Source organism: Chitinasiproducens palmae, from assembly GCF_900095735.1.
Lineage (GTDB): Bacteria > Pseudomonadota > Gammaproteobacteria > Burkholderiales > Burkholderiaceae > Chitinasiproducens > Chitinasiproducens palmae.
Map to the genome: position 1 here is coordinate 1 of NZ_FNLO01000003.1, position 25,463 is coordinate 25,463.

The window sequence follows — 25,463 nt, forward strand, 5'->3', positions numbered from 1 at the left end:
ACATGTGCGCTTACCATTTTTTTGCGTTGATCTCCTTCATCACTTCGATTTCGAGATCCCGCTCCGCCAACAGCTTCTTGAGCCGCCCGTTCTCCGACTCCAGCGCTTTAAGCCGCTTCACGTCGTCGCTCATCATCTCACCAAACCGCTTGCGCCAGGCGTAGATCGACGCCTCGCTCACTCCGTGACGCTTGGCCACCTCCGCGATCGGTGCTGTATCCGCCTCCCGCAAAATCCGCACAATCTGCTCGTCGCTATATCGGCCCTTCTTCATGACGCTCCCACCCTCGATGCGCCATTATCCCAGATCAATTTGGTCTTACATTACCGGGACAGGTCACCGCTTCTCGAAGCCACTCATATACAGCGTGAAAGACATAAAGCAGGTAACCACCATTCAGTTGCGCTCCCGGACAAATAGCTGCAAGATTTTGGTTGATCGTGGCATCTATGAGTAGACGAGCAGACATTCCACGAGTCTTACCTTGCCCAATCATGCCGACGATGACAGTTCCTATTGGCAAAATCCGTAGTGAACATTTTTCAAGCGCATACTGCGTGATGAACTCTCCCGCATCACGAATATGAACTTGATTCACCTCCCCGGAGGCCAACCACGGAACATCTCCATCTGTCCAATATGCATCTACGTCACGACTTGGAGTAGTTCCGTTTTCCACCGTGGCGTAATACCCTAGGCCGGCAACTGTCCAATGCGCGGGAACCACCGGCATCCACGCGTAGCCGGACTCCTTCATTGGGGCGTTGGAGTCGAGGCCACGGGTGACGGCGTGCGAGATGGTGGCCTGGCGCTTTTCTGCCAGCAGCGTGAGGAGCTTTTCCTGCTCGGCAATCAGCGCATCAATCTTCCCGGTCTCGCGGTCGAGGAAGGCTGCAATCGCTTTCTGTTCTGGTTTGGGTGGCAAAGCCAAGGTGATGGCTTTCATCTCGCCGTAATTCGTACTCCACAAATCAGCGACAATGCCCTTGCCATAGCGGTAATACTCTTCTTGAAAAGCCACCGAACGGAACAAATGATGGACAAAGCGGCCATGTAACCCGTTGTCAGGACAGACGACAGTGTTGATGAGCGATACCGAGCCGTCGAGTTCAGACAGTCCAGATGAGCCTTTACGATCCGACCGGCTGTTGATTACAAAATCCCCTGCCAGCACGCATTTACGGTTGTCATTGTCATCCGTTTTGGCTGCCGTTTCGAGCTGAGGGACAATACCATTTTTGGTAACGGACAGAGGCGGATAGTCGATGTCACTGACTTTCTCGCGGCGTTCCGAGAAACGAGCGCCGATACGAGTAAGCTGCCAATGCTCCGGCACCATGCCCAGCCATGCCGCACGGCTTTCCTTGTAGGCTGCATAGGTTGGCAAACTCATTCTGCCAACTCTCCAAGCATCTTCATGATGTTGGCTGAAACCGCCTTCAATTCCTCATCAATCGTATGCAGATCACGCGGTGGTTCAAACACATAGAAATGCCGATTGAACGGAATTTCATAGCCTACCTTGCTTTTCTCTTCGTCGATCCAGGCATCCGCCGCATGTGGCAACACCTCCCGCTTGAAGTAAGCGCCGATATCCTCTGACAGCGGCACATTCTCGGTATCACGCAGCGCACTATCCGCCTGCTTTTTGCCCTTCTGCTTGCCTTTGACGCCGAGGACGATTTTGCCCTGCTCGTCGCGCAGCGGCCGTTCCACCGTAATGGTGGTGTAGCCAAAGTCCTGATTGCGGAAGATGCGTGAGATTGGCGCAACCTTCACCTTGCCGCCCGCAGGCGCCTCCGGCGGCCTGTTACCCGCCTCGACCACGCAACGGCCGATCTCCTTGCCTTCCGCGTCGAACGTCGTTGCAAGCTCCGCTTCGACACATTCGCCGAACAGGCGCGTCACCGTTGCGATCTGCTCGTCATTCATTTCCTTGCGCTTGCTGCCGAGGCTTTTGCGCATCTTCTGCCAGAAGCTGGAAGCGTCGATCAGTTGCACATGGCCCTTGCGCTGCTTCGGCTTCTTGTTCGACAAAATCCACACATAAGTGGCGATGCCGGTGTTGTAGAACATGTCGGTCGGCAGGCCGACGATGGCCTCCACCAGATCATTCTCCAGCACATAGCGGCGGATTTCCGATTCACCCGAACCCGCGCCCCCGGTGAACAGCGGTGATCCGTTCAGCACAATGCCGAAGCGGCTACCGCCATCTTGCGCCGGGCGCATTTTGCTGATGAGGTGCATCAGGAACAGCATGGAGCCATCGGACACGCGCGGCAGGCCGGGGCCGAAGCGGCCATCGAAACCTTGTCGCTCATGCTCGTTGCGAACGGACTTTTCGACCTTTTTCCACTCCACCCCGAATGGCGGGTTGGAAAGCATATAGTCGAACTTGCTCCCCCCATGCCCGTCATCCGACAGCGTGTTGCCGGGGATGATGTTGGCGACATTCTGACCCTTGATGAGCATGTCCGCCTTGCAGATGGCGTAGGATTCGTCGTTGAGCTCCTGCCCATACATGGTCAGGCGCGCGGCCGAGTTATGCTCCAGCAGATATTCACCGGCCACAGAGAGCATGCCGCCGGTTCCAGCGGTCGGGTCGTAGATAGTACGCACCACGGCGTTGCCCGAGGTCAGCACGTCGTCATCCTCGATGAACAGCAGGTTCACCATCAGGCGGATGACTTCGCGCGGGGTGAAGTGTTCACCGGCGGTCTCGTTGGAGATTTCCGCGAATTTGCGGATCAGCTCCTCGAACACCAGGCCCATCTGCGTGTTGTCCACCTCGTCCGGGTGCAGTTCGATATTGGCGAATTTCTCGGTCACCAGATACAGCAGGTTGGCTTTGGCCAGCCGCTCGACCTGGGCATAGAAATCGAACCGCTCGAAAATGTCGCGCGCCGCCGGCGAGAAGGCTTGCACATAGGCATAAAGGTTCTGGCGGATATGATCCTGGTCGCCCAGCAGCTTCACCAAGTCCAGCGGCGAGGTGTTGTAGAAGGACTGCCCGGCCTTGCGCAGCAGGAAGGGATCAGGGTTCAGGCCAGCCTTGGTCTTGGCCTCGAACTCGGCCAGCACCGCCGGCTTGGCGGCTTCCAGCACACAATCAAGGCGGCGCAGCACCGTAAACGGCAGAATGACGCGCCCATATTCAGACTGCTTGTAATCACCGCGCAGCAGGTCGGCGACAGACCAGATGAGAGAGGATAATGCTTGGTGGTTCATGGGTGAGGCCTTGTACGCGCGTATTGACTATATCGGTTGGCTGAAGCGGCCCGGCTGCCGCGAACGATGCCGTTAGTGAGGGGACACAGGCTTTTCCTGTGGCGTGATCGCGCCGACGTGTTTGTAAAGTGTCGTACGTGACACCCCATAGCGCCGCGCCACATCGGCTACCTGGATGTCCGGGTCGCGCAGGAGGGCCTTGATCTCGCGCACTTGCTTCTCGTTCAGCTTGGGCTTGCGGCCGCCTGAGCGGCCTCGGGCGCGCGCTGCGGCCAGGCCGGCATAGGTGCGCTCACGGATCAAGTTGCGCTCGAACTCCACGAGGGCGGCGAAGACATCGAAGACCAGCTTCCCAGCGGCGCTGCCCGTTTCGATTTTTTCGGTAAGGCTTTCAAAGCCGATGCCGCTGCGTTCGAGGGCGGCCACGATCTGCACCAAATCGGGCAAGCTACGGCCGAGCCGATCCAGCCGCCACACCACCAGCGTGTCACCGGTGCGCAGGGCTTTGCGGCATTGTTCAAGCTCCGGTCGCACGGCGTTTTTCCCGCTTGCAGCTTCCTCGTAGATTACGTGGCACCCCGCCTGCTGAAGCGCGTCACGCTGCAGGTCCAGTTGGTCTTTAGGGGAGACCCGTGCATACCCAATACGCTGATTCGGTAACGGAACCGGGGTATTGAAACTTGACGAGAATGTTAACTCGGCAATTGAGGTTCGGAAAGTCCCGAATGCCATTTTTTGATCCGTCCAGGAACCACCGTTTTCTGGGCACCGAGTTTGGCGAATGAAGAAAAGATCATCCAGCGTGATCTTTTCGGGATAAATGCAAACCTCGGCCTGTCCACCAAAAGCGATCCCGGGCAAGGCAATCATGCGCTTCTCCCTCACAAAGCCGGGCTGAGCACCGTGACCGACACGTCCTCCGGCACCAGCTTCGGCACATGCGTGCGTCCGTCGAACCATGCATCCACCATGTCGGCGACTCCTGGCGCACGTGCCGCCGCGGCCCGGCGTACTCGGCCTTGTTGTAGACCGAGCGCGAAGTCCGGCTGCCCTCTTCGTGAGCCAGACACTTCTCTATCCAGTCCCCATTGAGGCCGACCTCGTTGAGCAGCGTGGACGCGGTGCGCCGATGGTCGTGCACCGTGAATGGCTCCAGCGGCAGCCCGGCTTCCTTGGCACGTGACCCGATGAGCTGGGTCACCCGGTTGAGCGTTGCATGCGACATGCACCGATCGGGGTCATAGCGCGACGGCAGCACGAACCGCGAGCCCGCCGCGCAGGTGTGCAAGGCCACGAAAATGTCCACCGCCTGCCGCGACAGGTAGACCACGTGCGGCTTGCGCCCCTTCATCCGCACCTTCGGAATCGTTCAGGTGGCGTTCTCGAAATCCACCTCGTTTCAGTTCGCCTCGACCAGTTCGCTCTTGCGCACCATCGTCAGAAGGATCAGGCGCAAGGCCAGCCGGATGGTCGGATAGGACGCGATGGTCTCCAGTTGGTGGAAGGCCAGCCGGATCTCGGCCGGCGAGAGCGCCCCGGTCCTTGGGAACAAAGGTCGCGATCGAGGCTGCCCTCACGTCGTCAGCCGGATTGCTAAGCCGTTCGCCATGCAGGATGGCAAAGGCATAGACCTGCTTCACGATGTCTCGGATGTGGATGGCCGTAGCGGCGCGCCGCGCGCCTTCACCTTGTTGCACAACGGCCGCAGGTCGTCGGGGGTGACTTCCCTCAGCTTGCGATTCTGGAAGACCGGCAGGATGTCGCGGTCGATGATGTGCTTGCGCATCGCCCGTGTGCTGTCGGCCATGCGGGCATCGGCCAGCCAGCGTTCCGTCATCTCGCCGAAGGTGCTGGCGGCCGTCAGCCTCCGTTTGGCCCGCTGCTTCTCCAGCGCCGGGGAAAGGCCCTGATCGACCGAGCGCTTGGCGTCGAGCAGTCGCTCGCGTGCCATGGCCAGCGACATGCCGCCGGCCCGTACCGTCCAAGCGTGACCGTCTCGCGGCGCCCGTTGAGACGGTAGTCGTAGCGGAAGGTGACGGTACCGGCGGTCGATACCGCCACGTACATGCCATCGCGGTCAAAAACCTTATAAACCTTGGACTTAGGCTTGAGATTGCGCAGTGCTGCGTCGGTGAGCATTGAGGGTGTTCTTCCTGTTCGTGACGGCTTTTACCGTCAGGGACCTGGAGACCCGTTGATGCTCGGAAAGCCGCATGAAATAAGCTTTCCTCAGGAGTTTTTTACCGTCAAAGACCGGTTCGGTCTCAATAGTAAACGGGAAGGTCTGGATCCGACCTCCGGGGCTTACCGTCGGTTCTGTCGCCGACCCGTTCTGCTGGCCGGCGATAGCCACCGATAGAAAACGCGACTTATACGTTTAAAATCAACGACTTAAGTCACACCTACCGATACCTGGCGGTAGCCCCCGAAAGACGCTCCGTCACTCCCACTCAATCGTCGCCGGCGGCTTCCCAGAAATGTCATACACGACCCGGTTAATCCCCCGCACTTCATTGATGATCCGATTCGACACGTGCCCGAGCAGTTCGTGCGGCAGGTGTGCCCAGTGGGCGGTCATGAAGTCCTGGGTCTGGACGGCGCGGAGTGCGACGACGTACTCGTAGGTGCGGCCGTCGCCCATCACGCCGACGCTCTTGACCGGCAGGAAGACGGCGAATGCCTGGCTGGTGAGGTCGTACCAGGTCTTGCCGCTGCTCGGTTCGACCATCTCGCGCAGGGTTTCGATGAAGATGGCGTCGGCGCGGCGCAGCAGGTCGGCGAAGTCGCGTTTGACTTCGCCGAGGATGCGCACGCCCAGGCCGGGGCCGGGGAACGGGTGGCGGTAGACCATTGCGGGCGGCAGGCCAAGCTTGACGCCGAGTTCGCGGACTTCGTCCTTGAACAGTTCGCGCAGCGGCTCGACCAGCTTCAGTTGCAGGTCTTCGGGCAGGCCGCCGACGTTGTGGTGGCTTTTGATGGTGGCGGCGCCCTTCTTGCCGTGGCCGGCGGATTCGATGACGTCGGGGTAGATGGTGCCTTGGGCGAGCCATTTGGCGTCGGTCAGCTTGCTGGCTTCGGCCTTGAACACTTCGACGAATTCGCGGCCAATGATCTTGCGTTTGGCTTCGGGGTCGGTGACGCCGGCGAGTTTGCCGAGGAAGGCATCGCTTGCGTCGACGTGGATGACCTTGACTCCGAGGTGGGAGCCGAAGGTTTCCATTACCTGCTCGGCTTCGTTGAGTCGCAGCAGGCCGTGGTCGACGAACACGCAGGTCAGTTGGTCGCCGATCGCACGGTGCAGCAGCGCGGCGGCGACGGACGAGTCGACGCCGCCGGAAAGGCCGAGGATGACGTGTTCGTTGCCGACCTGCGCGCGGATCTTTTCGATCGCTTCGTCGATGTAGCTGCCCATCTCCCAATCGGCGCGCGCGGCGCAGATGTCGAGCACGAAGCGCTGGAGGATGGCGGTGCCCTTCACGGTATGCGTGACTTCGGGGTGGAACTGCACGCCGTAGAAGCCGCGGGCTTCGTCGGCGATGCCGGCGACCGGGCAGGACGGCGTGGAGGCCATCAGCTTGAAGCCTTCCGGCATGCGTTCGACCTTGTCGCCATGGCTCATCCACACCTTGAGCATGCCGTGGCCTTCGGCGGTGCGGCTGTCCTCGATGCCGTCGAGCAGGCGGGTATGGCCGTGCGCGCGCACTTCGGCGTAGCCGAATTCGCGGACATTCGACGATGCGACGCCACCGCCGAGCTGCTGCGCCATCGTCTGCATGCCGTAGCAGATGCCGAGCACGGGCACGCCCAGTTCAAACACCACGGACGGCGCGCGCGGGGTATCGCCTTCCGTCACGGAGCTAGGCCCGCCCGACAGAATGATGCCCTTCGGCGCGAATGCACGGATCGCCGCCTCGTCCATGTCGTACGGATGGATTTCGGAATAGACGTGCGCTTCACGCACGCGGCGCGCGATCAGTTGCGTCACCTGGGAGCCGAAATCGAGGATCAGGATCTTGTCGTGCATGGCTGGCGATGTGCTCAAAAGGGTCCAATCAATAAAGAAGCGACGGCAATGCCGTATCGGGCATTGCCGTCGCTGTCCAACTCGGTCTTCGCATCAAGGCCCCTGCGGCAGCTGCCGCCCAGGCCGTTTCCGGCAATGTGGTCGGCCGGTACGCGTTCGATCAAAGCAGCGGTTCGTCGGGTCGGCGGCGCGGTGCCGTGCCGACCGGCGTCAAAACGGGTTCATCGCGGACCAACGTGTCGCCGCTCGGCGTGACCGTGGTGCTGGTCGGTTCGCCGTGTACCGGCGCGCCGACGGGCCGCGTGGTGGTGGTGACCGTGGTGCGCGGATCGATGGCGCCCGGCGCCACGGTGGGGCTGCGCAGCACGGGTTCGTCGGCGGCAGTCACCGGGCGCGTCACGCGCGGATCGACGCCTTCCGGGACGGTACGGCCCAGGTCACGGTCGCGCTGCGACAGCGTCGCGCCGTCGAGATCGTGCCGAACCACACGCGGCGTTGCGCTTACCACGGTCTCGCGCTCGACGACGACCGGACGGGCCGTTCCGGCCGCCGTTTCATGGAGCGGCGCACCCGCGACCGGCGTCGCCGTCGTTGTAGTCGTCGTGGTGGTTGCGACCGGCGCCACCGGCGATGCTACCGGCGTAGCCACGGGCACGGCGACCGGCTCGGCCACCACCGGACGCTCGGCCAGCGCCTTGCGTTCGGCACGCTCCGCCGATGCCGCGCCTTCGGCGGCGAGGCGATCGCGCCAGCGCACGCTGGAGCCCATCTTGACCTGGATCAGTCCCAGCAACAGCACGACCGCGGCGGCGATCGACGCCACGACCAGATAATTGGTGCTCAGTTCCGGCACGCGCAGGCCGATCATCCAGACCAAGGCGAACGCCGAGGCGATCCACATCGTGTGGCCGGTGACCTTGCCGACCGCACCGGTCAACGCACCGTTGAAGGCCGCGACCAGCATCATCGCGCCGCCGCCCGCCACGACCACGCCGAGCAGTTGTCCAAGCAGCGCCGGCTGGGCGGCAAACGCGTCCAGCGGCGGCAGCAGGGACAACCACGGTGTAAGCAGAAACACTGCCGCGATGACCAATGCGATGCATCCATCCACAATCAACAAGGTTCGCAGCAATGCTTTCATGGTCTTACTCCGCTTGGTAGTTTGGCGCTTCCTTCGTGATCTGCACGTCATGGACGTGCGATTCGCGCATGCCCGCCGAGGTGATCTCGACGAAGGTCGCCTTTTCGTGCAATTCCGGGATGGTCTTGCACCCGCAATACCCCATGCTGGCCCGGACACCGCCGGTCAGCTGATACAGGATCGGAACGATGCTGCCCTTGTAGGCCACGCGCCCTTCGATCCCTTCCGGCACCAGCTTGTCGATATTCGCAGAGTTGTCCTGGAAATACCGGTCGGCCGCGCCGTCCTTCATCGCGCCCACCGAACCCATGCCACGGTAGGACTTGAACGAACGTCCCTGGTACAGGAACACTTCGCCCGGTGCTTCCTCGGTGCCGGCGAACACGCCGCCCATCATCACCGCATGAGCGCCAGCCGCCAACGCCTTCGACACGTCACCGGAGTAGCGCACGCCGCCATCCGCAATTGCCGGCACACCGCTTCCAGCCAGCGCTTCGCTGACGTTGGCGATCGCGGTGATTTGCGGTACGCCGACGCCAGCCACGATACGGGTGGTGCAGATCGAACCCGGACCGATGCCGACCTTGACCGCGTCGGCGCCGTGGTCCACCAGGGCTCGCGCGGCCTCTGCCGTCGCGATATTGCCGCCGATGACGTCGACCTGCGGGAAGTTCTGCTTCACCCAGCGGACACGCTCGAGCACGCCCTGGCTATGTCCGTGCGCCGTATCGACCACGATCACGTCGACACCCGCCTCGACCAGAAGCGAAATCCGTTCCTCGTTGTCGGCGCCGACGCCGACGGCCGCGCCGACGCGCAGCTTGCCATGCTCGTCCTTGCTGGCGGCCGGGTGTTCGGTGGCCTTGGTGATGTCCTTGACGGTGATCAGCCCGCGCAGCTCGAAATCGTCGTTGATGACCAGCACGCGCTCCAGGCGCGAACGGTGCATCAGCGCCTTGGCTTCGGCCAGCGGCGTGCCTTCCTTGACGGTGACCAGGCGGTCACGCGGGGTCATGATGTTGCGGACCGGTTCTTCCAGCCGCGTCTCGAAACGAAGGTCGCGGTTGGTGACGATGCCGACCAGGCTGCGGCCTTCGACCACCGGGAAGCCGGAAATGCCATGCTGGCGGGTCAGGTCGATCACGTCCCGGATGCGCATGTCGGGCGACACGGTGATCGGGTCGCGCAGCACACCGGATTCGTAACGCTTGACCTTGACGACTTCGCTCGCCTGTTCGCGCGCGGTCAGATTCTTGTGAACGATCCCGATGCCGCCGACCTGTGCCATCGCGATCGCGAGACGTGCCTCGGTGACGGTGTCCATCGCCGCGGAGACCAGCGGGATGTTCAGCGAGATGTTGCGGGTGAGCTTGGTGCGGAGGTTGGTGTCGCGCGGCAGAATGTCGGAGAACGCCGGCACGAGGAGTACGTCATCGAAAGTCAGGGCTTTCTGGATCGGACGCATGGCAAATCCTATAGGCGCAAAAGCGGATTATACGCGAGACGCGCCACGGCGTGGGAGCCGTGCTATCCTTTTGGCCCCTATCAAGCGCGGGATCCGGCGTCGCCGGTCCACGGCAGCGGGCGGTCCGGGGGCCGTCATGGAAACGCGGTGCCGCAACGGCGCCGACACCGCGCCGCCGACGGTGCGGTGAGCGGCCCGGCAGTGCCGAATCGTCCCAGTCGCGGCCGCGCGCAGTTGTTTTGCGAGACTCATGCGGCTCGGTATCTTCTACGGCTTGCTGGCAGGTGCCCTGTGGGGCATCGTTTTCGTCGTTCCGAAATTGCTGCCCGATTTCGGCCCCTTGCAGGTGAGCGCCGGCCGCTACATCGCTTACGGGCTGGTATCGCTCGCGGTGCTGATGCCTCGCGCACGCTCGGTCCTGTCGCGGCTACGCATGGCCGACGTGCGCGCCCTCTTCTCGCTCAGCCTGAGCGGCAATCTCGTCTATTACATCCTGCTCGCCGCCGCGGTGCGGCTGGTCGGCGTCGCGCCGACGTCGCTGATCATCGGCGTGCTGCCCGTGACGATCACGCTGGTCGGTTCGCGCGAACACGGCGCACTGCCGTTTCGCCGTCTGGTCGCGCCGTTGGCGACGGTCCTGGCGGGCATCGTCTGCATCAATCTGGACGTGTTCGGCGGCACCACCGACGGCGGTCCGCAGACCGGCGCGGCGCTGGCCGGAGTGGTCTGCGCGGCGCTGGCGCTGTTGAGCTGGACGATTTTTGCGGTCGGCAACGCACGCTATCTGCGCAGCCAGGACCGTTTCAGCAGCAACGACTGGTCGGTGCTCTGGGGCCTGATGAGCGGCGTCGTCGGGGCCTTCGTATGGATTTTCACGATGCTGGTTCCTGCCGAGTGGCACGGCCCGCTGCTGATCGCCAATCCGGACGCGGCGCGTTGGCATGAGTTCGTGCTGGTCAACCTGGGCCTGGCAATCGGCGCGTCCTGGCTCGGCAATGCGTTGTGGAATGCGGCCAGCCAACGCCTGCCGCTGACTTTGTCGGGTCAGATGATCGTTTTCGAGACGTTGTTCGCGCTGTTGTACGGCTATGTCTACGCGGGCCGCTGGCCTCGCGGACTCGAAATTCTCGCGATCGTCCTGCTGGTGGGCGGGGTGTTGTGGTCGGTGCGCGTGCATGCGAAAGCCGAGAAGCCGGACCCGCTGCTGCAGGCGGAGCACCCTTGAGAGCGGGCCAACACGCCGTCGGCCAGCCTGTCAGACGGGCCGCCAGGACGGCCCCAAGGCACCAACCCTCCTGACCCGCCTGCCACTCCTGCCCCACGCTCGCCGCGCAGGGCGGCAGACGCTCGGCGGTCAGCGACTGTCGCGCGGCAGCCAGCGCCGCCCTTCCACGGCGCCGGACGCTCGTGCTTTCGCGACACGCCGGTTGCGGGCGGTTTTGGGATCGACCTGCAGCGGCCGATAGATTTCGATGCGATCGCCGCGTTCGGGGACGTCGTCCAGGCCGACCAGCCGCCCAAAGATGCCGACGCGCGCAGTGGTCGGATCGATTTCGGGATGCAGCGCCACGATGCCGCTGGCCTCGATTGCCTTGCGTACCGACATGCCTTGCTCGAACGCGACGTGGACGACGCTCTGGCGCGCCGGCGTGGCGTACGCGACCATCAAGGCGTCGGCCGCGGCGGCCGGGTCAGACGGCGCTGGGCTTGCCATAGCGCACCGCCGCCCGCTTCACGAAGGAATCGACGAACGTGCTCATGATGTGGCTGAACACGGGTCCGATCAGTGCATCGAGCACGAAGTTAGCGAACTCGTAGTGGAGCGTGAATTCGATCTTGCACGCATCGTCGCGCAGCGGCGTGAACCGCCAGGCGCCATCGAAGCGCTTGAAAGGCCCGTCGCTGAACGTCATGTCGATCGACGTCGGCCGATGCTGGACGTTGTGGGTGGCGAAGAACTGGCGGATGCCCTTGAAATTGATGTCGATGCGCGCATCCATCGTGGTTTCGTCCTGATGGGTGATCTGCACGCCCCCGCACCAGGGCAGGAAGTTGGGATAGTCCGCCACGTCGGTGACCAGATCGTACATCTGCTCGGCGGAATGACGGATCAACAGGGATTTTTGGACGTCTGGCATGAAAGGATGGTCTGCCGCGGCCAGCACAGAGCTTGCGCGCCGCTTTGCTAGAATCGGAATTTTAGCCGAGTTGTCTGCGCGATGATTCGCAGTACGCGTGCCAGGCGCTTTTGCCGCCCCCATGCGCTGCGTGGGGCGCAACGACCGACGGATCGATATCGATGAGCATTGCCGACAACAAGAAAGCCTTTTTCGACTACTTCGTCGAGGAGCGCTACGAGGCGGGAATCGTGCTGGAGGGCTGGGAGGTCAAGGCCGTCCGGTCGAACCGCGCGCAGATCAAGGAAGGTTATGTCGTGATCCGCGGCGGCGAACTCTATCTGATCGGCATGCACATCAGCCCGCTGGCTGCCGCCTCGACCCACGTGGTGCCGGACCCGGTCCGCACGCGCAAGCTGCTGCTGCACGCGGCCGAGATCCGCAAGCTGATCGGGCGTGTGGAGCGACGCGGCTATACGCTCGTGCCGCTCGATCTGCACTACACGCGCGGCCGCGTGAAATGCGAGATCGGCCTGGCGAAGGGCAAGAAGCAGCACGACAAGCGCGAGACCGAGAAGAAACGCGACTGGGAACGCGAACGCGGCCGCATCGTTCGCCAGGGCATCTGACGCGCCTCGCGAGCGGGACGCTTTGCCGCGGCACCGATGAGCGGCATCGACATGCGGCATCAATAGCGGCATCAATAGCGGCATTGATAAGCGGCAGCGCTTGCGCGCTCCAGCAGCTGTCCAGGCGTGACAGGCGCCCGGAAGCATCGCCCCTGCTTCCGGTTGCACGCGCCCTGCGGACTCACGAATGCGCGGGCTCGCGTTCGGTCCGGGGCAGGCGCCGGTCAGATGCTCGCGCGGCCCTCGTCCACGCTGTCCGGCCGGCCGTGCAATGCATAGCGCTTGATCTTTTCGTACAGCGTCGCCTTCGGCAGCTGCAAGCGCTCAGCCGCGGCGCTCACCGAGCCCTTGCATTGCGCGAGCGCGTCGGCAATCGCCCCTTTCTCGAAACGTTCGACACGATCTTTCAGCGAAGGCGCGGAACCGTCGTCGATCGGCATCGCAGCAGCGTCGAGCGCTTCGTCAACGCCCAACACAAAGCGGTCGGCGGCATTGCGCAACTCCCGTACATTGCCGAGCCACGGCGCGGCCAGCAGCGCGCCGCGACGCGCCGCGCCGAGCTCGGGCGCCGCCCGCTGGTAACGTATCGCGGCATCGGCGACGAAATACTCGAACAACGGCAGGATGTCGTCGCGCCGTTCGGCCAGCGTCGGCATCGCCACCGTGACGACGTTCAAGCGGTACAGCAAGTCGCGTCGGAACACGCCCGATTCCACCAGCGCGAGCATGTCGCCCTTGGCAGCGGCAACGATGCGCACGTCGATCTTCACCGATTGGTTCGAGCCCAGGCGATCGAGCACGCCGTCCTGTAAAACGCGCAGCAGCTTCACTTGCAGCGCGAGCGGCATGCTTTCGATTTCGTCGAGAAACAGCGTGCCGCCCGAAGCGTATTCGAGCTTGCCGACGCGCCGCTTCGCGGCGCCGGTGAAAGCGCCCGCTTCGTAACCGAACAACTCGGACTCGAACACGGTCTCGGGCACCGCGCCGCAATTCAACGCGACGAATGGCTTGTCGTGCCGAACCGAAAGATCATGCAGATGCCGTGCGACCGACTCCTTGCCCGTGCCTGTATCGCCGACGATCAGCACCGGTGCGTCCGTCGCCGCGACGTTGCTGACCAGCCGGCGCACCTTCTCCATCGCGGCGCTCGTCCCGATCAAGGGCAGCGAGCCGGTGGCGCGTCGTTGCGCCAATTCGCGTCGCAGCCGCCGGTTTTCCAGGATCAGACCGCGCTGCGCGCCCGCGCGGGCCACCGCTTCGCGCAATCGCTCCGATGAAAACGGCTTTTCGATAAAGTCGTACGCGCCGCCCTTCATCGCGCTGACCGCCATTGCGACATCGCCATGCCCGGTAATCAGGATGACCGGCAGGTCCGGATCGCGTTCGCGCGCCCGGTCGAGCAGCGCGAAGCCGTCGATGCCTGGCAGACGCACGTCGCTGACGATCACGGCCACGCCGTCGACCGCGCCGTTGTCGAGTTCGGCGAGCGCAGCCTCGGCCGTGGCATGCGCGCTGACGTCGAGGTCGGCCAGTTCGAGACTCTGCGCGGCCGCGTGCCGCACGTGCGGATCGTCTTCAACGAGCAGGATGCGAGTGTCGTGTTCCATGCAATCCGAAATTGATGCCGCGGCCGGTTCCAGCTGGTCCGGGACAGCTGCCATTCTAACGCTGCGCTGCCTCGTCATTCGCCGGCCGCGGCGCGATCGGCAAGGTCAAGGCGAAGGCGGCGCCGCCGAGCCGGCTCGGCATCAGCGCGATATGCCCGCCGCAATCGGCCGCCAGCGCTTGCACGATCGCAAGTCCGAGTCCCATGCCGACGCCGGTCGCCTTGGTCGAGAAGAACGGCGCGAAGAGACGGTCGCGAATGGCCGGATCGATACCGGGACCATCGTCGTCGACGACGATCGTCACCGCCTCTCGGCCGGCCAGACCGGCACGCCAGCCCTCGCCCTCGGCCCAGTCCGCATGCAGGCCGTCGCCAGCCGGCGGCATGTCGGCCATTGCAAGGGCCGCAGCTCGCACCGCCTCGCCGCCGCAGGCCTCACTGCCCGCGTAATCGCCGTCGGACGTCGGTACCGGGCGCGCGACGGCAGACAGCGCGAGCGATGGGCGGTGCCCCGCCAGCGCCGCGGGTGGTAGGAGTGGTGCGGCCGGCGCGTTCTCGCTCGACGGCGCGATGTCCGTCGCCTCGCCGGCACCGCGCACATGGAAGCTCACCGCAATCCGCCCGCGCCGCGGTCCCGCGTCGTGCAGGCGCGCTTCGGACGCGCGTGCCGGGTCGAGCGGTACGCTCGCGGCGGGTACGCCACTGGCTTCCGCGCGGCCCGGCTCGATGGCGTCGATCGCGTCGAGCGCATTGCCGAGCAGATTGATCAGAATGTGTTCGAGCCGCAGCGCGTCGCATGCCAACAGCGGCGCGGCCTGACGCGCGTCGTCGACCGCGCGTGCGAGCAATGCGTCGAGCGAGACACTTACGCCCGGCGCCACCACCACGGTGACCGACACCGGCTCGCGCCCCGGCCGCGCGGCAAAGCGCGGCGCCAGCAGCGACGCTGCTTCAACCAGGGCATCAAGCGGATTCGCACGATCGGCACAGTCGGCGGGCTGTCGATTGCGCCCGACAAACACCTTCAGCGTATTCGTGATCTTGCCCATGCGTTCCGCAAGACTCGCGATGGCACGCAGGTTGTCGCGCGCCGCGTCGAGGCGGCCGCGCTCGAACAGTTCCAGCGTGTTGTCCGAGTAGCTGCGCAGGGCGGTCAACGGCTGATTCAGTTCGTGCGTCAGGCCGGCGGAGATCTGTCCGAGCGCGGCAAGTTGACTGGCCTTCAGCAGTTCTTCGTGCGCGTCCCGCAACTCCTGTTCGGCCCTGTCGCGCTCGGCGACCTCGGTACGCAGGCGATCGTTGGTCGCGGACAATTCCGCGGTCCGTTCGCGGACCCGCTCCTCCATCGCGGCATAAGCGGCTTTCAGGCGGCGGCGCGACAGCGCCAACGCCCGCAGCCGCTGCCGCCGCTGGCGCCAATAGAGCCCGATGAACAGCGCCGTCAACGCCGCGCACCCGGCGAGGAAGGCGGCCGCGCCGGCGCGCAGCCGGGCAGGCCCGAGCGGCGTCATGGTCTGCAGGCGCCAACCCGGCAGATCGACCGGCTGACGATATTCAAGATACGTTGGACCGTTGCCGACCGCGACGATGCGTCCACCGTCCGGCAGTGCCTCCAGCGTGCGCCAGGGCAGCGCTGGCAAGTCGCGCTCCGCGTATTGGCGGGTGCGGACGATCTGGCGCGCCGCGCTGGCCGGCAGCGGGCCGAGCGAACTGTAGCGCCAGGCCGGCACGGTCGACAGGACCACCACGTCGTTCTGATCGACCACCGCCAACGGGCCGGTGCCGTCGTCGCGCTGCAGCCAGTCCAGATCGATTTTCACCACGGCGACGCCGACCACGCGACCATCGACCACCACCGGTTCGGACAGGTAATAACCGGCTTCGCGGCTGGTGGTGCCGATGCCGAAGAAACGGCCACGCCCGCCGGCGAGCGCATCCTTCACATAGGGGCGATAACGAAACGAACGACCGACGAAACTCGCCGCGTCGCCCGCATTGCTGGCGGCGATGCACACGCCCTGCGCGTCGACGAGATAGGCGGCCATCACATGCGCATGGTCGGCCAGCGCCCTCATGAAGGCGTTCGCCTGCGCCACGGCGCCCGGCGCGGGTGGCGCCTGCACCAGCTGTTCGACGTAGGGATGATGCGCGAGCACCCATGGCAGCGCGCGGTAGCGCTCCAGCGTTGTATTGAGATCGGATGCGATCACCGTCGCGCGAGCCAGCGACTGGCGCTTGAGCTCGCCGACACCCTGTCGCCAGGCAAGCGACCAGGCCAGCCAGCAGATTGTCGCGATCGCGATGCCGACGGTGCACAGGCGCAGCAGGGTGGATTTCAAGATCGGCAGCGCGAGAAAGTGAGAAGCTGCATTCGGGCGTCGCGGTGGTCCGCCGCGGCGCCATATCACCGGGGTGGCGCGGCGCTCCGGTCCTCAGCTGTGCGCTACGCGACGTGCGCTCACGGACAGGATGTCACGCTCGGCCTCGCCGGGCGCTCGCAACCGAAAGCTTGCCGCATACGAATCGCATCCACCGGTCGCGCATAGAAGCCGCGCGTTGGTCGAACGCACACGGCAAACGACAGGCGGCGCGCAACCCAACGCGACACGGTCAGCCTGGCGACGCGGCCGGCGGATGATCCCGTCCGTGCCGCCCTTCTTCGATACGGCGGCCGCCGTGGCGGCCGTCGATCCGCGCCCGGGCCACACGCTGCACGGGCGCCCCGGATCATACCTCGACAGGCTGGGTCGGGCGACCCATCGCAGCCGCCAGCTTGCTGCGATCCAGCTCCCGCTCCCAGGCCGAGACGACGACCGTTGCAACGCCGTTGCCGACGATGTTGGTCAGCGCGCGGCATTCGCTCATGAAGCGGTCGACGCCCAGGATCAGCACCATGCCCGAGATCGGAATCGTCGGCACCACCGCGAGCGTCGCCGCCAGCGTGATGAAGCCCGCGCCGGTCACGCCGCTCGCGCCCTTCGAGGTGAGCATCGTCACGGCCAGCAGGGTCAGCTGCTGCGTCCACGTCAGGTCGGTGTTGGTAGCCTGCGCGATGAATAGCACGGCCATCGTCATGTAGATGTTGGTGCCGTCCAGGTTGAACGAATAGCCGGTCGGCACGACCAGGCCGACCACCGAACGCGAGCAACCGAGCTTCTCGAGCTTTTCCATCAACTGCGGCAGCGCGGCTTCGGAAGAGCTGGTGCCCAGCACGATCAGCATTTCCTCCTTGATATACGCGACGAAGCGGAAGATGTTGAAGCCGACGGCGCGTGCGATGATGCCGAGCACGATCGACACGAACAGGAAGGCGGTCAGATAGAAAGTGCCGACCAGCTTGAGCAGCGGCACCAGCGAACCCACGCCATAGCGGCCGATGGTGAACGCCATCGCGCCGAACGCGCCGATCGGCGCGAGCTTGGTGATCATGTGCACGACGCGGAAGAACATCGCGGAAATGCCGTCGATGAAGTCCATCACCGGCTTGCCGCGATCACCCATGTGCGACAACGCAGTGCCCAGCAGCAGCGCCGCGAGCAGGATCTGCAGGATTTCGCCCTTCGCGAACGCATCCGAAATCGTGTTCGGGATGATGTTCATCAGGAAGTCGACCGTGCTCTGCGAGTGGGCCTTGGCTTCGAAGCCCGCGATCGCCTTGGTGTCGAGCGTCGAGATGTCGGCATTGAAGCCGGCGCCCGGCTTGAGCAGGTGTGTCGCGGCCAGGCCGATGATCAGCGCGAACGTCGACACGATCTCGAAATACAGCAACGCCTTGCCGCCGACGCGTCCCACCTTCTTCATGTCCCGCATGCCGGCAATCCCGGTCACTACGGTGCAGAAGATGATCGGACCGATGACCATGCGGATCAGCTTCACGAAGCCGTCCCCGAGCGGCTTCAGGTCGACACCCAGTTTGGGATAGAAATGTCCGAGCAGTACGCCCAGTACGATCGCGATCAGTACCTGGACGTACAGGATCCGGTAGAAAGGCTTTTTCACGTTGGCTCCGGTCTTGTGATGGTTATGGCAACCGCGAACGATTTTTCGCGGTGCGCTTCACGCGGCAACCGAACCGAATACCGCTGCCACCGTGAACGGTGGCAGCAGGCAACGCGGCGGGAGGAAGGTGTCTCCGTCGTGGCTGAGGCCTGCGATCGCTGATCGCGGCCCTCTTTTCGGTCGGCCTGTGCGGCGCGGGCTCATTCGCAAGAGCGGTGCCAAGCGCGCCCGGTGCGGCCCGGCTGCCTCAAACCCAGGCGGGGCGGGCCTTCAGGCGCTTCGGGCAAGCGGCGGAGCGGGCCGCGGGGTCGCCGCGCGTCCGGTTTTCCGGAATCCGCGGCGCCGGCCCGTCCGGGATTCAAGACAATGGGCCGCGCGTCTGACGGGATGCGGCCGACGCGGCCAGTGGCCCCTGCTGCTGTCCCTTGACGATGGTCATCGCCGAGGTGATCAGCGCGCTGACGTCGCCGAGGTTGGCCGGCACGATCAGCGTATTGCCGGCCTTCGCCAATTTCGAGAATGCGTCGACGTATTGCTCGGCGATCTTCAGGTTCACCGCGTCGATGCCGCCGGTCTGTTCGATCGCGGCGCCGACCTTCGCAATCGCCTGCGCATTGGCTTCGGCGACGGCGACGATGGCCGCCGCCTCGCCCTGCGCACGATTGATCGATGCCTGCCGCTCGCCTTCGGACTGTTGCACCGCGGCTTCCCGGGCGCCGGCGGCAAGGTTGATCTGCTCCTGCTTGCGCCCCTCGGAAGCCGCAATCAGCGCCCGCTTCTCGCGCTCCGCCGTGATCTGCGACTGCATGGCGCGCAGGATCTCCTGCGGCGGCGTCAGGTCCTTGATCTCGTAACGCAGCACCTTCACGCCCCAGTTGGCGGCCGCTTCGTCGAGCGCATTCACGACGCTGCGGTTGATCAAATCGCGCTCTTCGAACGTCTTGTCCAGTTCGAGCCGGCCGATCACCGAGCGCAACGTGGTTTGCGACAGCTGGGTGATCGCCATCACGAAGTTGCTTGAACCGTACGATGCCTTCATCGGATCGGTGACCTGGAAATACAGCACGCCGTCCACCTGCAGCTGCGTGTTGTCGCGCGTGATGCACACCTGGCTCGGCACATCGAGCGGAATCTCCTTCAGGATGTGCTTGTAGGCAACGCGGTCGATGAACGGCAGAACGATCGACAGACCGGGCGTGAGGGTCGCGTGGTAGCGCCCAAACCGCTCGACCACCCAGGCGTGCTGCTGCGGCACGATCTTGATGGTCTGGGCGGCGAGAACGATCACGACGAGCAGGATGACGAGCGCGACGATGCTCATTGAGGTCTCCGGGTTGAGAAGAAGGGAACGCGGACGAATCTGTCGGCGCGGGGCAGGCTGCGACAGGGTCGCCGGACAGTCGCCGCGAGGGCAAAGCATGAGGACGCGCGCAACGGGCGCTCACCCTGCCCGCGGGTCGTAGTCAGGCTCGACCAGCAGCGTCAGACCGTCGATGCCGGCAATGCGATAGCGCCCGGCGCGCGGCTCGCCGCTGAGCAGCCGTACGTCCCACTCGGTGCCGCGATACCGGGCACGTGCCGCACGTCCGTTCCAGACAGCGACCTGCACCGGCTGGCCGCGATCCAGGTCGAAGGTATCGGCAGCCCCACTCGCCCGCGCCTGCGCCGGCATGCGGCCGCGCCGCCGGCGCCAGGCAGTCAGCAAGCCGACACCGGCCAGCGTCACGAGCGCCGCGGCGAAGACTTGCGCCGACGGGCCGGCGCCGGACAGCGCGGCAAGCATGGCCGCGCCGGCGCCCAGCGCGAGCATCAGAAGATAGAACGTGCCACTGAGCAGCTCGGCGATGATCAGGACGCCCGCGGCGACCGCCCAGCCGATCCAGTGAGGCACAGTGGGCATTGGAATCCTCCATGTCCGAAAAAACAAAAACCCGGCCTATGGCCGGGTTGCTGATCCTGCGGTTCCGCTCGGCGCGGCGCACCGCCCTTCCCTGTCGGGCGGCGGCTGCACCGGGAGACGGACTGCGGCTGCGCCGCAGCAACGAAGCAGGCGAAGCGCAGGGATCGGCGCGCGGACGCGACCGGCCCCTCAGCTTACCTTGCTTACAGTTGCTTTGCGAGCGCTTGCCAGGTATCGATCACCGTGTCCGGATTAAGCGAGACCGAGGCGATGCCTTCCTTCGCCAGCCAGACCGCGAAATCCGGATGGTCGGACGGCCCCTGGCCGCAGATGCCAACGTACTTGCCCTTCGACAGGCAGGCGTCGATCGCACGCTTCAGCATGAAGCGCACGGCCGGGTCGCGCTCGTCGAAATCGCGCGCCAGCAGTTCCATGCCAGAGTCGCGATCCAGACCCAGCGTAAGCTGCGTCAGGTCGTTCGAACCGATCGAGAAACCGTCGAAGAATTCAAGGAATTCGTCGGCAAGGATCGCGTTCGACGGCACTTCGCACATCATGATCAGACGCAGGCCGTTCTCGCCGCGACGCAGACCGTATTTTTCGAGCAGCCCGACGACCAGCTCGGCCTGCTTGATGGTGCGCACGAACGGCACCATGATCTCGACGTTGGTCAGGCCCATCTCGTCGCGCACATGCTTCAGCGCGCGGCACTCCATCTCGAAGGCTTCGGCGAACTCTTCCGAGATGTAGCGGGTCGCGCCACGGAAACCCAGCATCGGGTTCTCTTCTTCCGGCTCGTAGCGGGTGCCGCCGATCAGCTTGCGGTACTCGTTGGACTTGAAGTCCGACAGGCGCACGATCACCGGCTTCGGATAGAACGCCGCGCCGATCGTCGCAATGCCCTCGGCCAGCTTGTCGACGTAGAACTGACGCGGCGACGCGTGACCACGCGCCACGCTCTCGACCGCCTTCTTCAGGTCAGCGTCGACGTTTGGATAGTCGAGGATGGCCTTCGGATGGACGCCGATGTTGTTGTTGATGATGAATTCGAGACGGGCCAGGCCGACACCGGCGTTCGGCAGTTGGCTGAAATCGAACGCCAGTTGCGGGTTGCCGACGTTCATCATCACCTTCAGCGGCAGCGTCGGCAGTTCACCGCGCTGGACCTCGCTGACTTCGGTTTCCAACAGCCCGTCGTAAATGCGGCCCTCGTCGCCTTCCGCGCACGACACGGTGACCAGCGCGCCGTCCTTCAGCACGTCGGTCGCGTCGCCGCAGCCCACTACCGCCGGCACGCCGAGTTCGCGCGCGATGATGGCGGCGTGGCAGGTACGGCCGCCGCGGTTCGTGACGATCGCCGAGGCGCGCTTCATCACCGGTTCCCAGTTCGGGTCGGTCATGTCGGCCACCAGGACGTCGCCCGGTTGCACGCGATCCATCTCGCTGGCATCGCGCACCACGCGCACGGAACCGCCGCCGATCTTCTGGCCGATCGCGCGCCCGGTGGTCAACACGGTGGATGCGCCCTTGAGCTTGTAGCGATGCTCGACCTTGCCGGCCGACTGGCTCTTCACCGTCTCGGGCCGCGCCTGAAGGATGTAGAGCTTGCCGTCGCGGCCGTCCTTGCCCCACTCGATGTCCATCGGACGCTGGTAGTGCTTCTCGATGATGACGGCGAACTTGGCCAGTTCGATCACGTCGGCATCGTCCAGCGAGTAGCGGTTGCGCTGCTCGGGACCGACGTCGACGGTCTTCACGCGGCCTTCCTCGCCGGGACCGGTGAATTCCATCTTGATCAGCTTGGAGCCCAGCGAGCGGCGGATGATCGGCAGCTTGCCGTCGGCCAGCGTCTTCTTGAAGACGTAGAACTCGTCCGGATTCACCGCGCCCTGCACCACGGTCTCGCCGAGGCCGTAGCTCGAGGTGATGAACACCGCGTCGCGGAAACCCGACTCGGTATCCAGCGTGAACATCACGCCGGCGGCGCCGACGTCGGAGCGAACCATGCGCTGGATGCCGGCCGACAGCGCCACTTCGACATGCTCGAAGCCCTTGTGCACGCGGTAGGAGATCGCGCGGTCGTTGTAGAGCGACGCGAACACGTGCTTGATCGTCTCGAGCACGCCGTCGATGCCGACCACGTTCAGATACGTTTCCTGCTGGCCGGCGAACGACGCGTCCGGGAGATCCTCGGCGGTCGCCGACGAACGCACCGCGAACGACAGGCCGGTCTCGGATGCCGCTTCCAGCTTCGCGAAATGCTCGCGAATCTCCGTCTCCAGACGCGGTTGCAGCGGCGCGTCGACGATCCATTGGCGAATTTCACCGCCAGCGGCGACCAGCGCCTTCACGTCGTCGGTGTCGAGGCCCTTCAGACGCGCGGCGATGCGCTCGGTCAGGTCGTTGTGTTGCAGGAATTCGCGGAAAGCCAGCGCGGTGGTCGCGAAACCGCCCGGTACCCGCACGCCGGCGTCGGCGAGCTGGCTGATCATTTCGCCCAGCGAGGCGTTCTTGCCGCCGACCGAGTCGACGTCGCCCATGCGGAGCTGTTCGAACGGGACGACGTAGGCGCCGTCGAAATTCGATTGAGTCATCACAAAAGTCCCAAAGGTAAGAAAATCCTCGCTCCGGGTGGGCGTCGTGCCGCGCCGACCGCGTCGCCTGTCGGGCGCCTGCGGCACATCGGGCATGCGGCACGGGCATGGGGCACCGGGCAAGCCGGCTTCGCGCTGCCACGAAGCCGCCGGCAAGTCCTCGCCATGCCGCCAGCGGGCCGGGCGTCCTAGCGGCGCCGGCAGCCACCCATCCTTGGAGCTGTTGGGTAAGCCATCGCGCCGCAACGCAATTGCTTACCCAACAGCTTGTCGCTATTCTACCGTGCAGAACTACCCCTTGGGTGCGCGCTCCGCCGCACTGCTCCGACAGACCATTATGCCCCCTACCGTCTTCGTCGTCTCCGACGGCACCGGGATCACCGCGGAAACCTTCGCGCACTCGATCCTGTCGCAGTTCAATATGAAGTTCAAGCTGCTGCGGGTGCCGTTCGTCGATTCGCCGGACAAGGCTTACGAGGCGGCGCAACGCATCAATGCGGCGGGCGAGACGCAGGGCAGCCGCCCGATCGTGTTCACGACGCTGGTCGACAGCGTCTCGAATTCGATCGTCAAGGGCGCCAACGCGCTGGTGCTGGACATGTTCCAGACCTTCGTCGAGCCGCTCGAGATCGAGCTCAACATCAAGTCCAGCCACGAGATCGGGCGCGGTCACAAGGACGCCGACAGCGACGAATATCGCGGCCGGATCGCCGCGATCAACTATTCGCTGGAGCATGACGACGGTCAGTCGAACCGCAATCTGGCCGACGCCGACGTGATCCTGGTCGGCGTGTCGCGCAGCGGCAAGACGCCGACCAGCCTCTATCTGGCCATGCAATATGGCGTGAAAGCGGCCAATTACCCGCTGATTCCCGACGATTTCGAGCGCGGCAAGCTGCCGAGCGGGCTGGCGCCCTTTCGGGACAAGCTTTTCGGCCTGTCGATCGATCCCCAGCGGCTGTCCCAGATCCGCAACGAACGGCGGCCGGGCAGCAAGTACGCGGCGATCGAGAACTGCCGCTACGAGGTCAACGAGGCCGAGCAGATGATGCGGCGCAACGGCATCAAGTGGCTGTCCTCGACACACAAGTCGATCGAGGAAATCGCGACCACCGTGCTGCAGGAAATCAAGATCGAGCGGGCCACCTATTGAGCACCGCAGCGTCGGGCGGGCCTGCCGACATCGCCGGTTTTGACGCGCCGGCCTCGCCGTCGGTGCTGATCGGCACTGCGTCGTGGAGCGACCGTTCGCTGATCGCGAGCAAACGCTTCTACCCGGCCGGCGTGAACTCGCCGGAGGCCCGGCTGCGCTACTACGCGTCGCAATTCCCGCTGGTCGAGATCGACACCAGCTATTACGCGCTGCCGACTGTCGCGAGCGCGACGCAGTGGGCAGCGCGCACGCCCCCTGGCTTCACGTTCAACATCAAGGCGTTCCGCCTGTTCACCGGTCACCGTACCCAGTCCGCCGTGCTGCCGAAGGCGATTCGCGAAAAGCTGCCGGCGCAGTCCGACTGGGTGTACAAGCTGATGCCGGTGACGGCCCGGGAGGCGCTGTGGGAAGCGTTCCGGGAAGCACTTGCGCCGCTGACCGCGGCCGACAAGCTGGGCGCCGTGCACTTCCAGTTCGCGCCGACGGTAGTGCGCAGCGACCGGGCCCTCGCCCATCTCGATCACGTGGCGGCCCGACTGCCGGGCCTGACGATCGCCGTGGAGTTTCGCCACGCCTCTTGGTTCGCGACCGCGCAGGCACGTGCCGACACGCTCGACTTTCTCGCCGAACGCGGCTTCGTCAACGTCGTGGTCGACAGCCCGCAGGGATTTCAGAACAGCGTGCCGAGCGTCTGGGAGGCAACCTCGCCCGAGCTGGCGCTGGTGCGCCTGCACGGCCGCAACACCAGCACATGGAATCTGCGCGGCGCAACCAGCGCGTCGCAACGCTTCAATTACGACTACAGCGACGAGGAGCTGGCCGTGATGGCCGAGCGGGTCGCACAGCTGGCGGCGCGGGCCAAGCGCACGCATGTCGTGTTCAACAACAACTGGGAAGACCAGGGACAACGCAACGCGAAGACATTGAAGGGCCTCCTTGGCGGCGACGTAATCCGCTGGGCATGAGCGACTGCGCTCGCGCGGCGATAGTGGCGGCTGCCCTGTGTGTTAGGCGTAGACGACTCGGCCGCGCTTGCGGACGGCCTGTCATCGATGCGTTTCTCCACAAGTCGCGCCGCTCCGATTGAAGGAGGACCGCCGTCAACGTCGCCAGGCCGGGAGCGCGCCCCTAGGCGTGCTGCAAGATGTTGACGAGCTTCCCGAACGGATCCCTGACGTAGAACCGCAGCACGCCCCAAGGCTCACTGGCCGGGCCGTACTCGACCGGGAGGCCGGCGCTTCGTACGCGACGGAGTGCCTCTACGACATCGTCCACCTCGATCGACAAGTCCGGCACCGGCGTGCCCGAGCCGCCGTGATTCGCAAAACTGATCTGCGCGGGCGTCACGCTGCCGGCAGCGTAGGTGCGGATCCAGCCATGATCCATGACGAGGTCCAAGCCTAGTATGCCTCGATAGAAGGCGTCCGCTTTCGCGGCATCCGCAGCGGCCACATTGGCGATGATTCTCTTCACGATCATGTCAGCGCGTCCTGAAAATAGGCTGTCCAGGCGGATCTTATTGCATCCGCGCCTAGGTGATCACAAACGCGCGTTACCGTCTCGTTACCGTCTGACCCTGTCGCGGTCCGAAAGCAGCCATCCAGGT

General features: G+C 64.6%; 20 protein-coding genes and 2 pseudogenes. 4 read left to right on the forward strand and 18 right to left on the reverse strand.

Features of this window, described 5'->3' with window-relative positions; genetic code table 11:
* Positions 1-16: 16 nt before the first annotated feature.
* The 9 genes and pseudogenes from BLU54_RS05905 to guaB all read right to left on the reverse strand — a co-directional run.
* Positions 17-274 (reverse strand): annotated as a pseudogene (locus BLU54_RS05905) (transposase); the annotation flags it as partial.
* A gap of 34 nt (positions 275-308) precedes the next feature.
* Positions 309-1,394 carry a restriction endonuclease subunit S domain-containing protein gene (locus BLU54_RS23130; RefSeq protein ID WP_139169515.1) on the reverse strand — a complete coding sequence of 362 codons (1,086 nt, stop codon included), beginning with the start codon at positions 1,392-1,394 and terminating at the stop codon, positions 309-311.
* A complete protein-coding gene (locus BLU54_RS05915) occupies positions 1,391-3,229 on the reverse strand; it encodes a type I restriction-modification system subunit M (protein ID WP_091906052.1) in 1,839 nt (612 codons plus the stop codon). The genes BLU54_RS23130 and BLU54_RS05915 overlap by 4 nt, the downstream gene beginning before the upstream one ends.
* A gap of 72 nt (positions 3,230-3,301) precedes the next feature.
* Positions 3,302-3,874, reverse strand: coding sequence for a recombinase family protein (locus tag BLU54_RS05920; RefSeq protein ID WP_235837836.1), 573 nt, complete (start codon positions 3,872-3,874; stop codon positions 3,302-3,304).
* A 236-nt stretch (positions 3,875-4,110) separates the two neighbouring features.
* A pseudogene (locus BLU54_RS05925) lies at positions 4,111-5,368 on the reverse strand (tyrosine-type recombinase/integrase).
* A 301-nt stretch (positions 5,369-5,669) separates the two neighbouring features.
* Positions 5,670-7,253: a glutamine-hydrolyzing GMP synthase gene (gene guaA, locus BLU54_RS05930; protein ID WP_091906054.1), complete on the reverse strand. Its 1,584-nt coding sequence runs from the start codon at positions 7,251-7,253 to the stop codon at positions 5,670-5,672.
* A gap of 14 nt (positions 7,254-7,267) precedes the next feature.
* The gene (locus BLU54_RS23630; RefSeq protein WP_170845042.1) at positions 7,268-7,417 is read right to left on the reverse strand and encodes a hypothetical protein; all 150 of its coding nucleotides are present in this window, start codon (positions 7,415-7,417) and stop codon (positions 7,268-7,270) included.
* Positions 7,414-8,394, reverse strand: coding sequence for a hypothetical protein (locus BLU54_RS05935; protein WP_091906055.1), 981 nt, complete (start codon positions 8,392-8,394; stop codon positions 7,414-7,416). Before BLU54_RS05935 ends, BLU54_RS23630 begins: the two co-directional genes overlap by 4 nt.
* Positions 8,395-8,398: 4 nt before the next feature.
* Positions 8,399-9,859: an IMP dehydrogenase gene (gene guaB, locus BLU54_RS05940; protein WP_091906057.1), complete on the reverse strand. Its 1,461-nt coding sequence runs from the start codon at positions 9,857-9,859 to the stop codon at positions 8,399-8,401.
* A 250-nt stretch (positions 9,860-10,109) separates the two neighbouring features.
* On the opposite strand from guaB, the gene BLU54_RS05945 reads away from it, so the two are divergent.
* A complete protein-coding gene (locus BLU54_RS05945; RefSeq protein ID WP_091906059.1) occupies positions 10,110-11,084 on the forward strand; it encodes a DMT family transporter in 975 nt (324 codons plus the stop codon).
* A 129-nt stretch (positions 11,085-11,213) separates the two neighbouring features.
* On the opposite strand, the gene BLU54_RS05950 is transcribed toward BLU54_RS05945, so the two are convergent.
* Both BLU54_RS05950 and BLU54_RS05955 read right to left on the reverse strand, forming a co-directional pair.
* The gene (locus tag BLU54_RS05950) at positions 11,214-11,573 is read right to left on the reverse strand and encodes an RnfH family protein (protein WP_091906061.1); all 360 of its coding nucleotides are present in this window, start codon (positions 11,571-11,573) and stop codon (positions 11,214-11,216) included.
* On the reverse strand, positions 11,551-11,997 hold the full coding sequence (locus tag BLU54_RS05955; protein ID WP_091906624.1) for a type II toxin-antitoxin system RatA family toxin: 447 nt from the start codon (positions 11,995-11,997) through the stop codon (positions 11,551-11,553). The genes BLU54_RS05950 and BLU54_RS05955 overlap by 23 nt, the downstream gene beginning before the upstream one ends.
* 161 nt (positions 11,998-12,158) lie before the next feature.
* On the opposite strand from BLU54_RS05955, the gene smpB reads away from it, so the two are divergent.
* A complete protein-coding gene (gene smpB / locus BLU54_RS05960; RefSeq protein WP_091906063.1) occupies positions 12,159-12,605 on the forward strand; it encodes an SsrA-binding protein SmpB in 447 nt (148 codons plus the stop codon).
* A 224-nt stretch (positions 12,606-12,829) separates the two neighbouring features.
* Here the strand turns inward: smpB and BLU54_RS05965 are convergent, their stop codons facing one another.
* The 6 genes from BLU54_RS05965 to ppsA form a co-directional block, all read right to left on the reverse strand.
* The gene (locus tag BLU54_RS05965; RefSeq protein ID WP_091906065.1) at positions 12,830-14,212 is read right to left on the reverse strand and encodes a sigma-54-dependent transcriptional regulator; all 1,383 of its coding nucleotides are present in this window, start codon (positions 14,210-14,212) and stop codon (positions 12,830-12,832) included.
* 55 nt (positions 14,213-14,267) lie between these two features.
* Positions 14,268-16,550, reverse strand: a complete 2,283-nt coding sequence (locus BLU54_RS05970; protein WP_170845043.1) for a sensor histidine kinase — start codon at positions 16,548-16,550, stop codon at positions 14,268-14,270.
* 388 nt (positions 16,551-16,938) lie between these two features.
* Positions 16,939-18,210: a dicarboxylate/amino acid:cation symporter gene (locus BLU54_RS05975; protein ID WP_091906069.1), complete on the reverse strand. Its 1,272-nt coding sequence runs from the start codon at positions 18,208-18,210 to the stop codon at positions 16,939-16,941.
* Between the two features lie 358 nt (positions 18,211-18,568).
* On the reverse strand, positions 18,569-19,531 hold the full coding sequence (locus BLU54_RS05980; RefSeq protein ID WP_091906071.1) for an SPFH domain-containing protein: 963 nt from the start codon (positions 19,529-19,531) through the stop codon (positions 18,569-18,571).
* A 120-nt stretch (positions 19,532-19,651) separates the two neighbouring features.
* The gene (locus BLU54_RS05985; RefSeq protein ID WP_091906073.1) at positions 19,652-20,110 is read right to left on the reverse strand and encodes an NfeD family protein; all 459 of its coding nucleotides are present in this window, start codon (positions 20,108-20,110) and stop codon (positions 19,652-19,654) included.
* 203 nt (positions 20,111-20,313) lie between these two features.
* Positions 20,314-22,704 (reverse strand): phosphoenolpyruvate synthase, encoded by a 2,391-nt coding sequence (gene ppsA / locus BLU54_RS05990; RefSeq protein ID WP_091906075.1) that lies wholly within the window; start codon positions 22,702-22,704, stop codon positions 20,314-20,316.
* A 337-nt stretch (positions 22,705-23,041) separates the two neighbouring features.
* On the opposite strand from ppsA, the gene ppsR reads away from it, so the two are divergent.
* Both ppsR and BLU54_RS06000 read left to right on the forward strand, forming a co-directional pair.
* Positions 23,042-23,857 (forward strand): posphoenolpyruvate synthetase regulatory kinase/phosphorylase PpsR, encoded by an 816-nt coding sequence (ppsR, locus tag BLU54_RS05995; protein ID WP_091906078.1) that lies wholly within the window; start codon positions 23,042-23,044, stop codon positions 23,855-23,857.
* Positions 23,854-24,822, forward strand: coding sequence for a DUF72 domain-containing protein (locus BLU54_RS06000; protein WP_328586104.1), 969 nt, complete (start codon positions 23,854-23,856; stop codon positions 24,820-24,822). The genes ppsR and BLU54_RS06000 overlap by 4 nt, the downstream gene beginning before the upstream one ends.
* Positions 24,823-24,985: 163 nt before the next feature.
* Here the strand turns inward: BLU54_RS06000 and BLU54_RS06005 are convergent, their stop codons facing one another.
* The gene (locus tag BLU54_RS06005; protein WP_091906080.1) at positions 24,986-25,336 is read right to left on the reverse strand and encodes a VOC family protein; all 351 of its coding nucleotides are present in this window, start codon (positions 25,334-25,336) and stop codon (positions 24,986-24,988) included.
* Between the last annotated feature and the right edge of the window lie 127 nt (positions 25,337-25,463).

Excerpts from the sequence above, each read along its gene's own strand:
- BLU54_RS05985 (WP_091906073.1), bottom strand. The coding sequence starts at position 20,110 with ATGCCCACTGTGCCTCACTGGATCGGCTGGGCGGTCGCCGCGGGCGTC.
- BLU54_RS05965 (WP_091906065.1), bottom strand. The coding sequence starts at position 14,212 with ATGGAACACGACACTCGCATCCTGCTCGTTGAAGACGATCCGCACGTG.
- ppsR (WP_091906078.1), top strand. The coding sequence starts at position 23,042 with ATGCCCCCTACCGTCTTCGTCGTCTCCGACGGCACCGGGATCACCGCG.
- BLU54_RS05980 (WP_091906071.1), bottom strand. The coding sequence starts at position 19,531 with ATGAGCATCGTCGCGCTCGTCATCCTGCTCGTCGTGATCGTTCTCGCC.
- BLU54_RS05945 (WP_091906059.1), top strand. The coding sequence starts at position 10,110 with ATGCGGCTCGGTATCTTCTACGGCTTGCTGGCAGGTGCCCTGTGGGGC.
- ppsA (WP_091906075.1), bottom strand. The coding sequence starts at position 22,704 with ATGACTCAATCGAATTTCGACGGCGCCTACGTCGTCCCGTTCGAACAG.
- BLU54_RS05915 (WP_091906052.1), bottom strand. The coding sequence starts at position 3,229 with ATGAACCACCAAGCATTATCCTCTCTCATCTGGTCTGTCGCCGACCTG.
- BLU54_RS23130 (WP_139169515.1), bottom strand. The coding sequence starts at position 1,394 with ATGAGTTTGCCAACCTATGCAGCCTACAAGGAAAGCCGTGCGGCATGG.
- BLU54_RS05935 (WP_091906055.1), bottom strand. The coding sequence starts at position 8,394 with ATGAAAGCATTGCTGCGAACCTTGTTGATTGTGGATGGATGCATCGCA.
- guaA (WP_091906054.1), bottom strand. The coding sequence starts at position 7,253 with ATGCACGACAAGATCCTGATCCTCGATTTCGGCTCCCAGGTGACGCAA.
- BLU54_RS05955 (WP_091906624.1), bottom strand. The coding sequence starts at position 11,997 with ATGCCAGACGTCCAAAAATCCCTGTTGATCCGTCATTCCGCCGAGCAG.
- BLU54_RS06005 (WP_091906080.1), bottom strand. The coding sequence starts at position 25,336 with ATGATCGTGAAGAGAATCATCGCCAATGTGGCCGCTGCGGATGCCGCG.
- guaB (WP_091906057.1), bottom strand. The coding sequence starts at position 9,859 with ATGCGTCCGATCCAGAAAGCCCTGACTTTCGATGACGTACTCCTCGTG.
- BLU54_RS05950 (WP_091906061.1), bottom strand. The coding sequence starts at position 11,573 with ATGGCAAGCCCAGCGCCGTCTGACCCGGCCGCCGCGGCCGACGCCTTG.
- smpB (WP_091906063.1), top strand. The coding sequence starts at position 12,159 with ATGAGCATTGCCGACAACAAGAAAGCCTTTTTCGACTACTTCGTCGAG.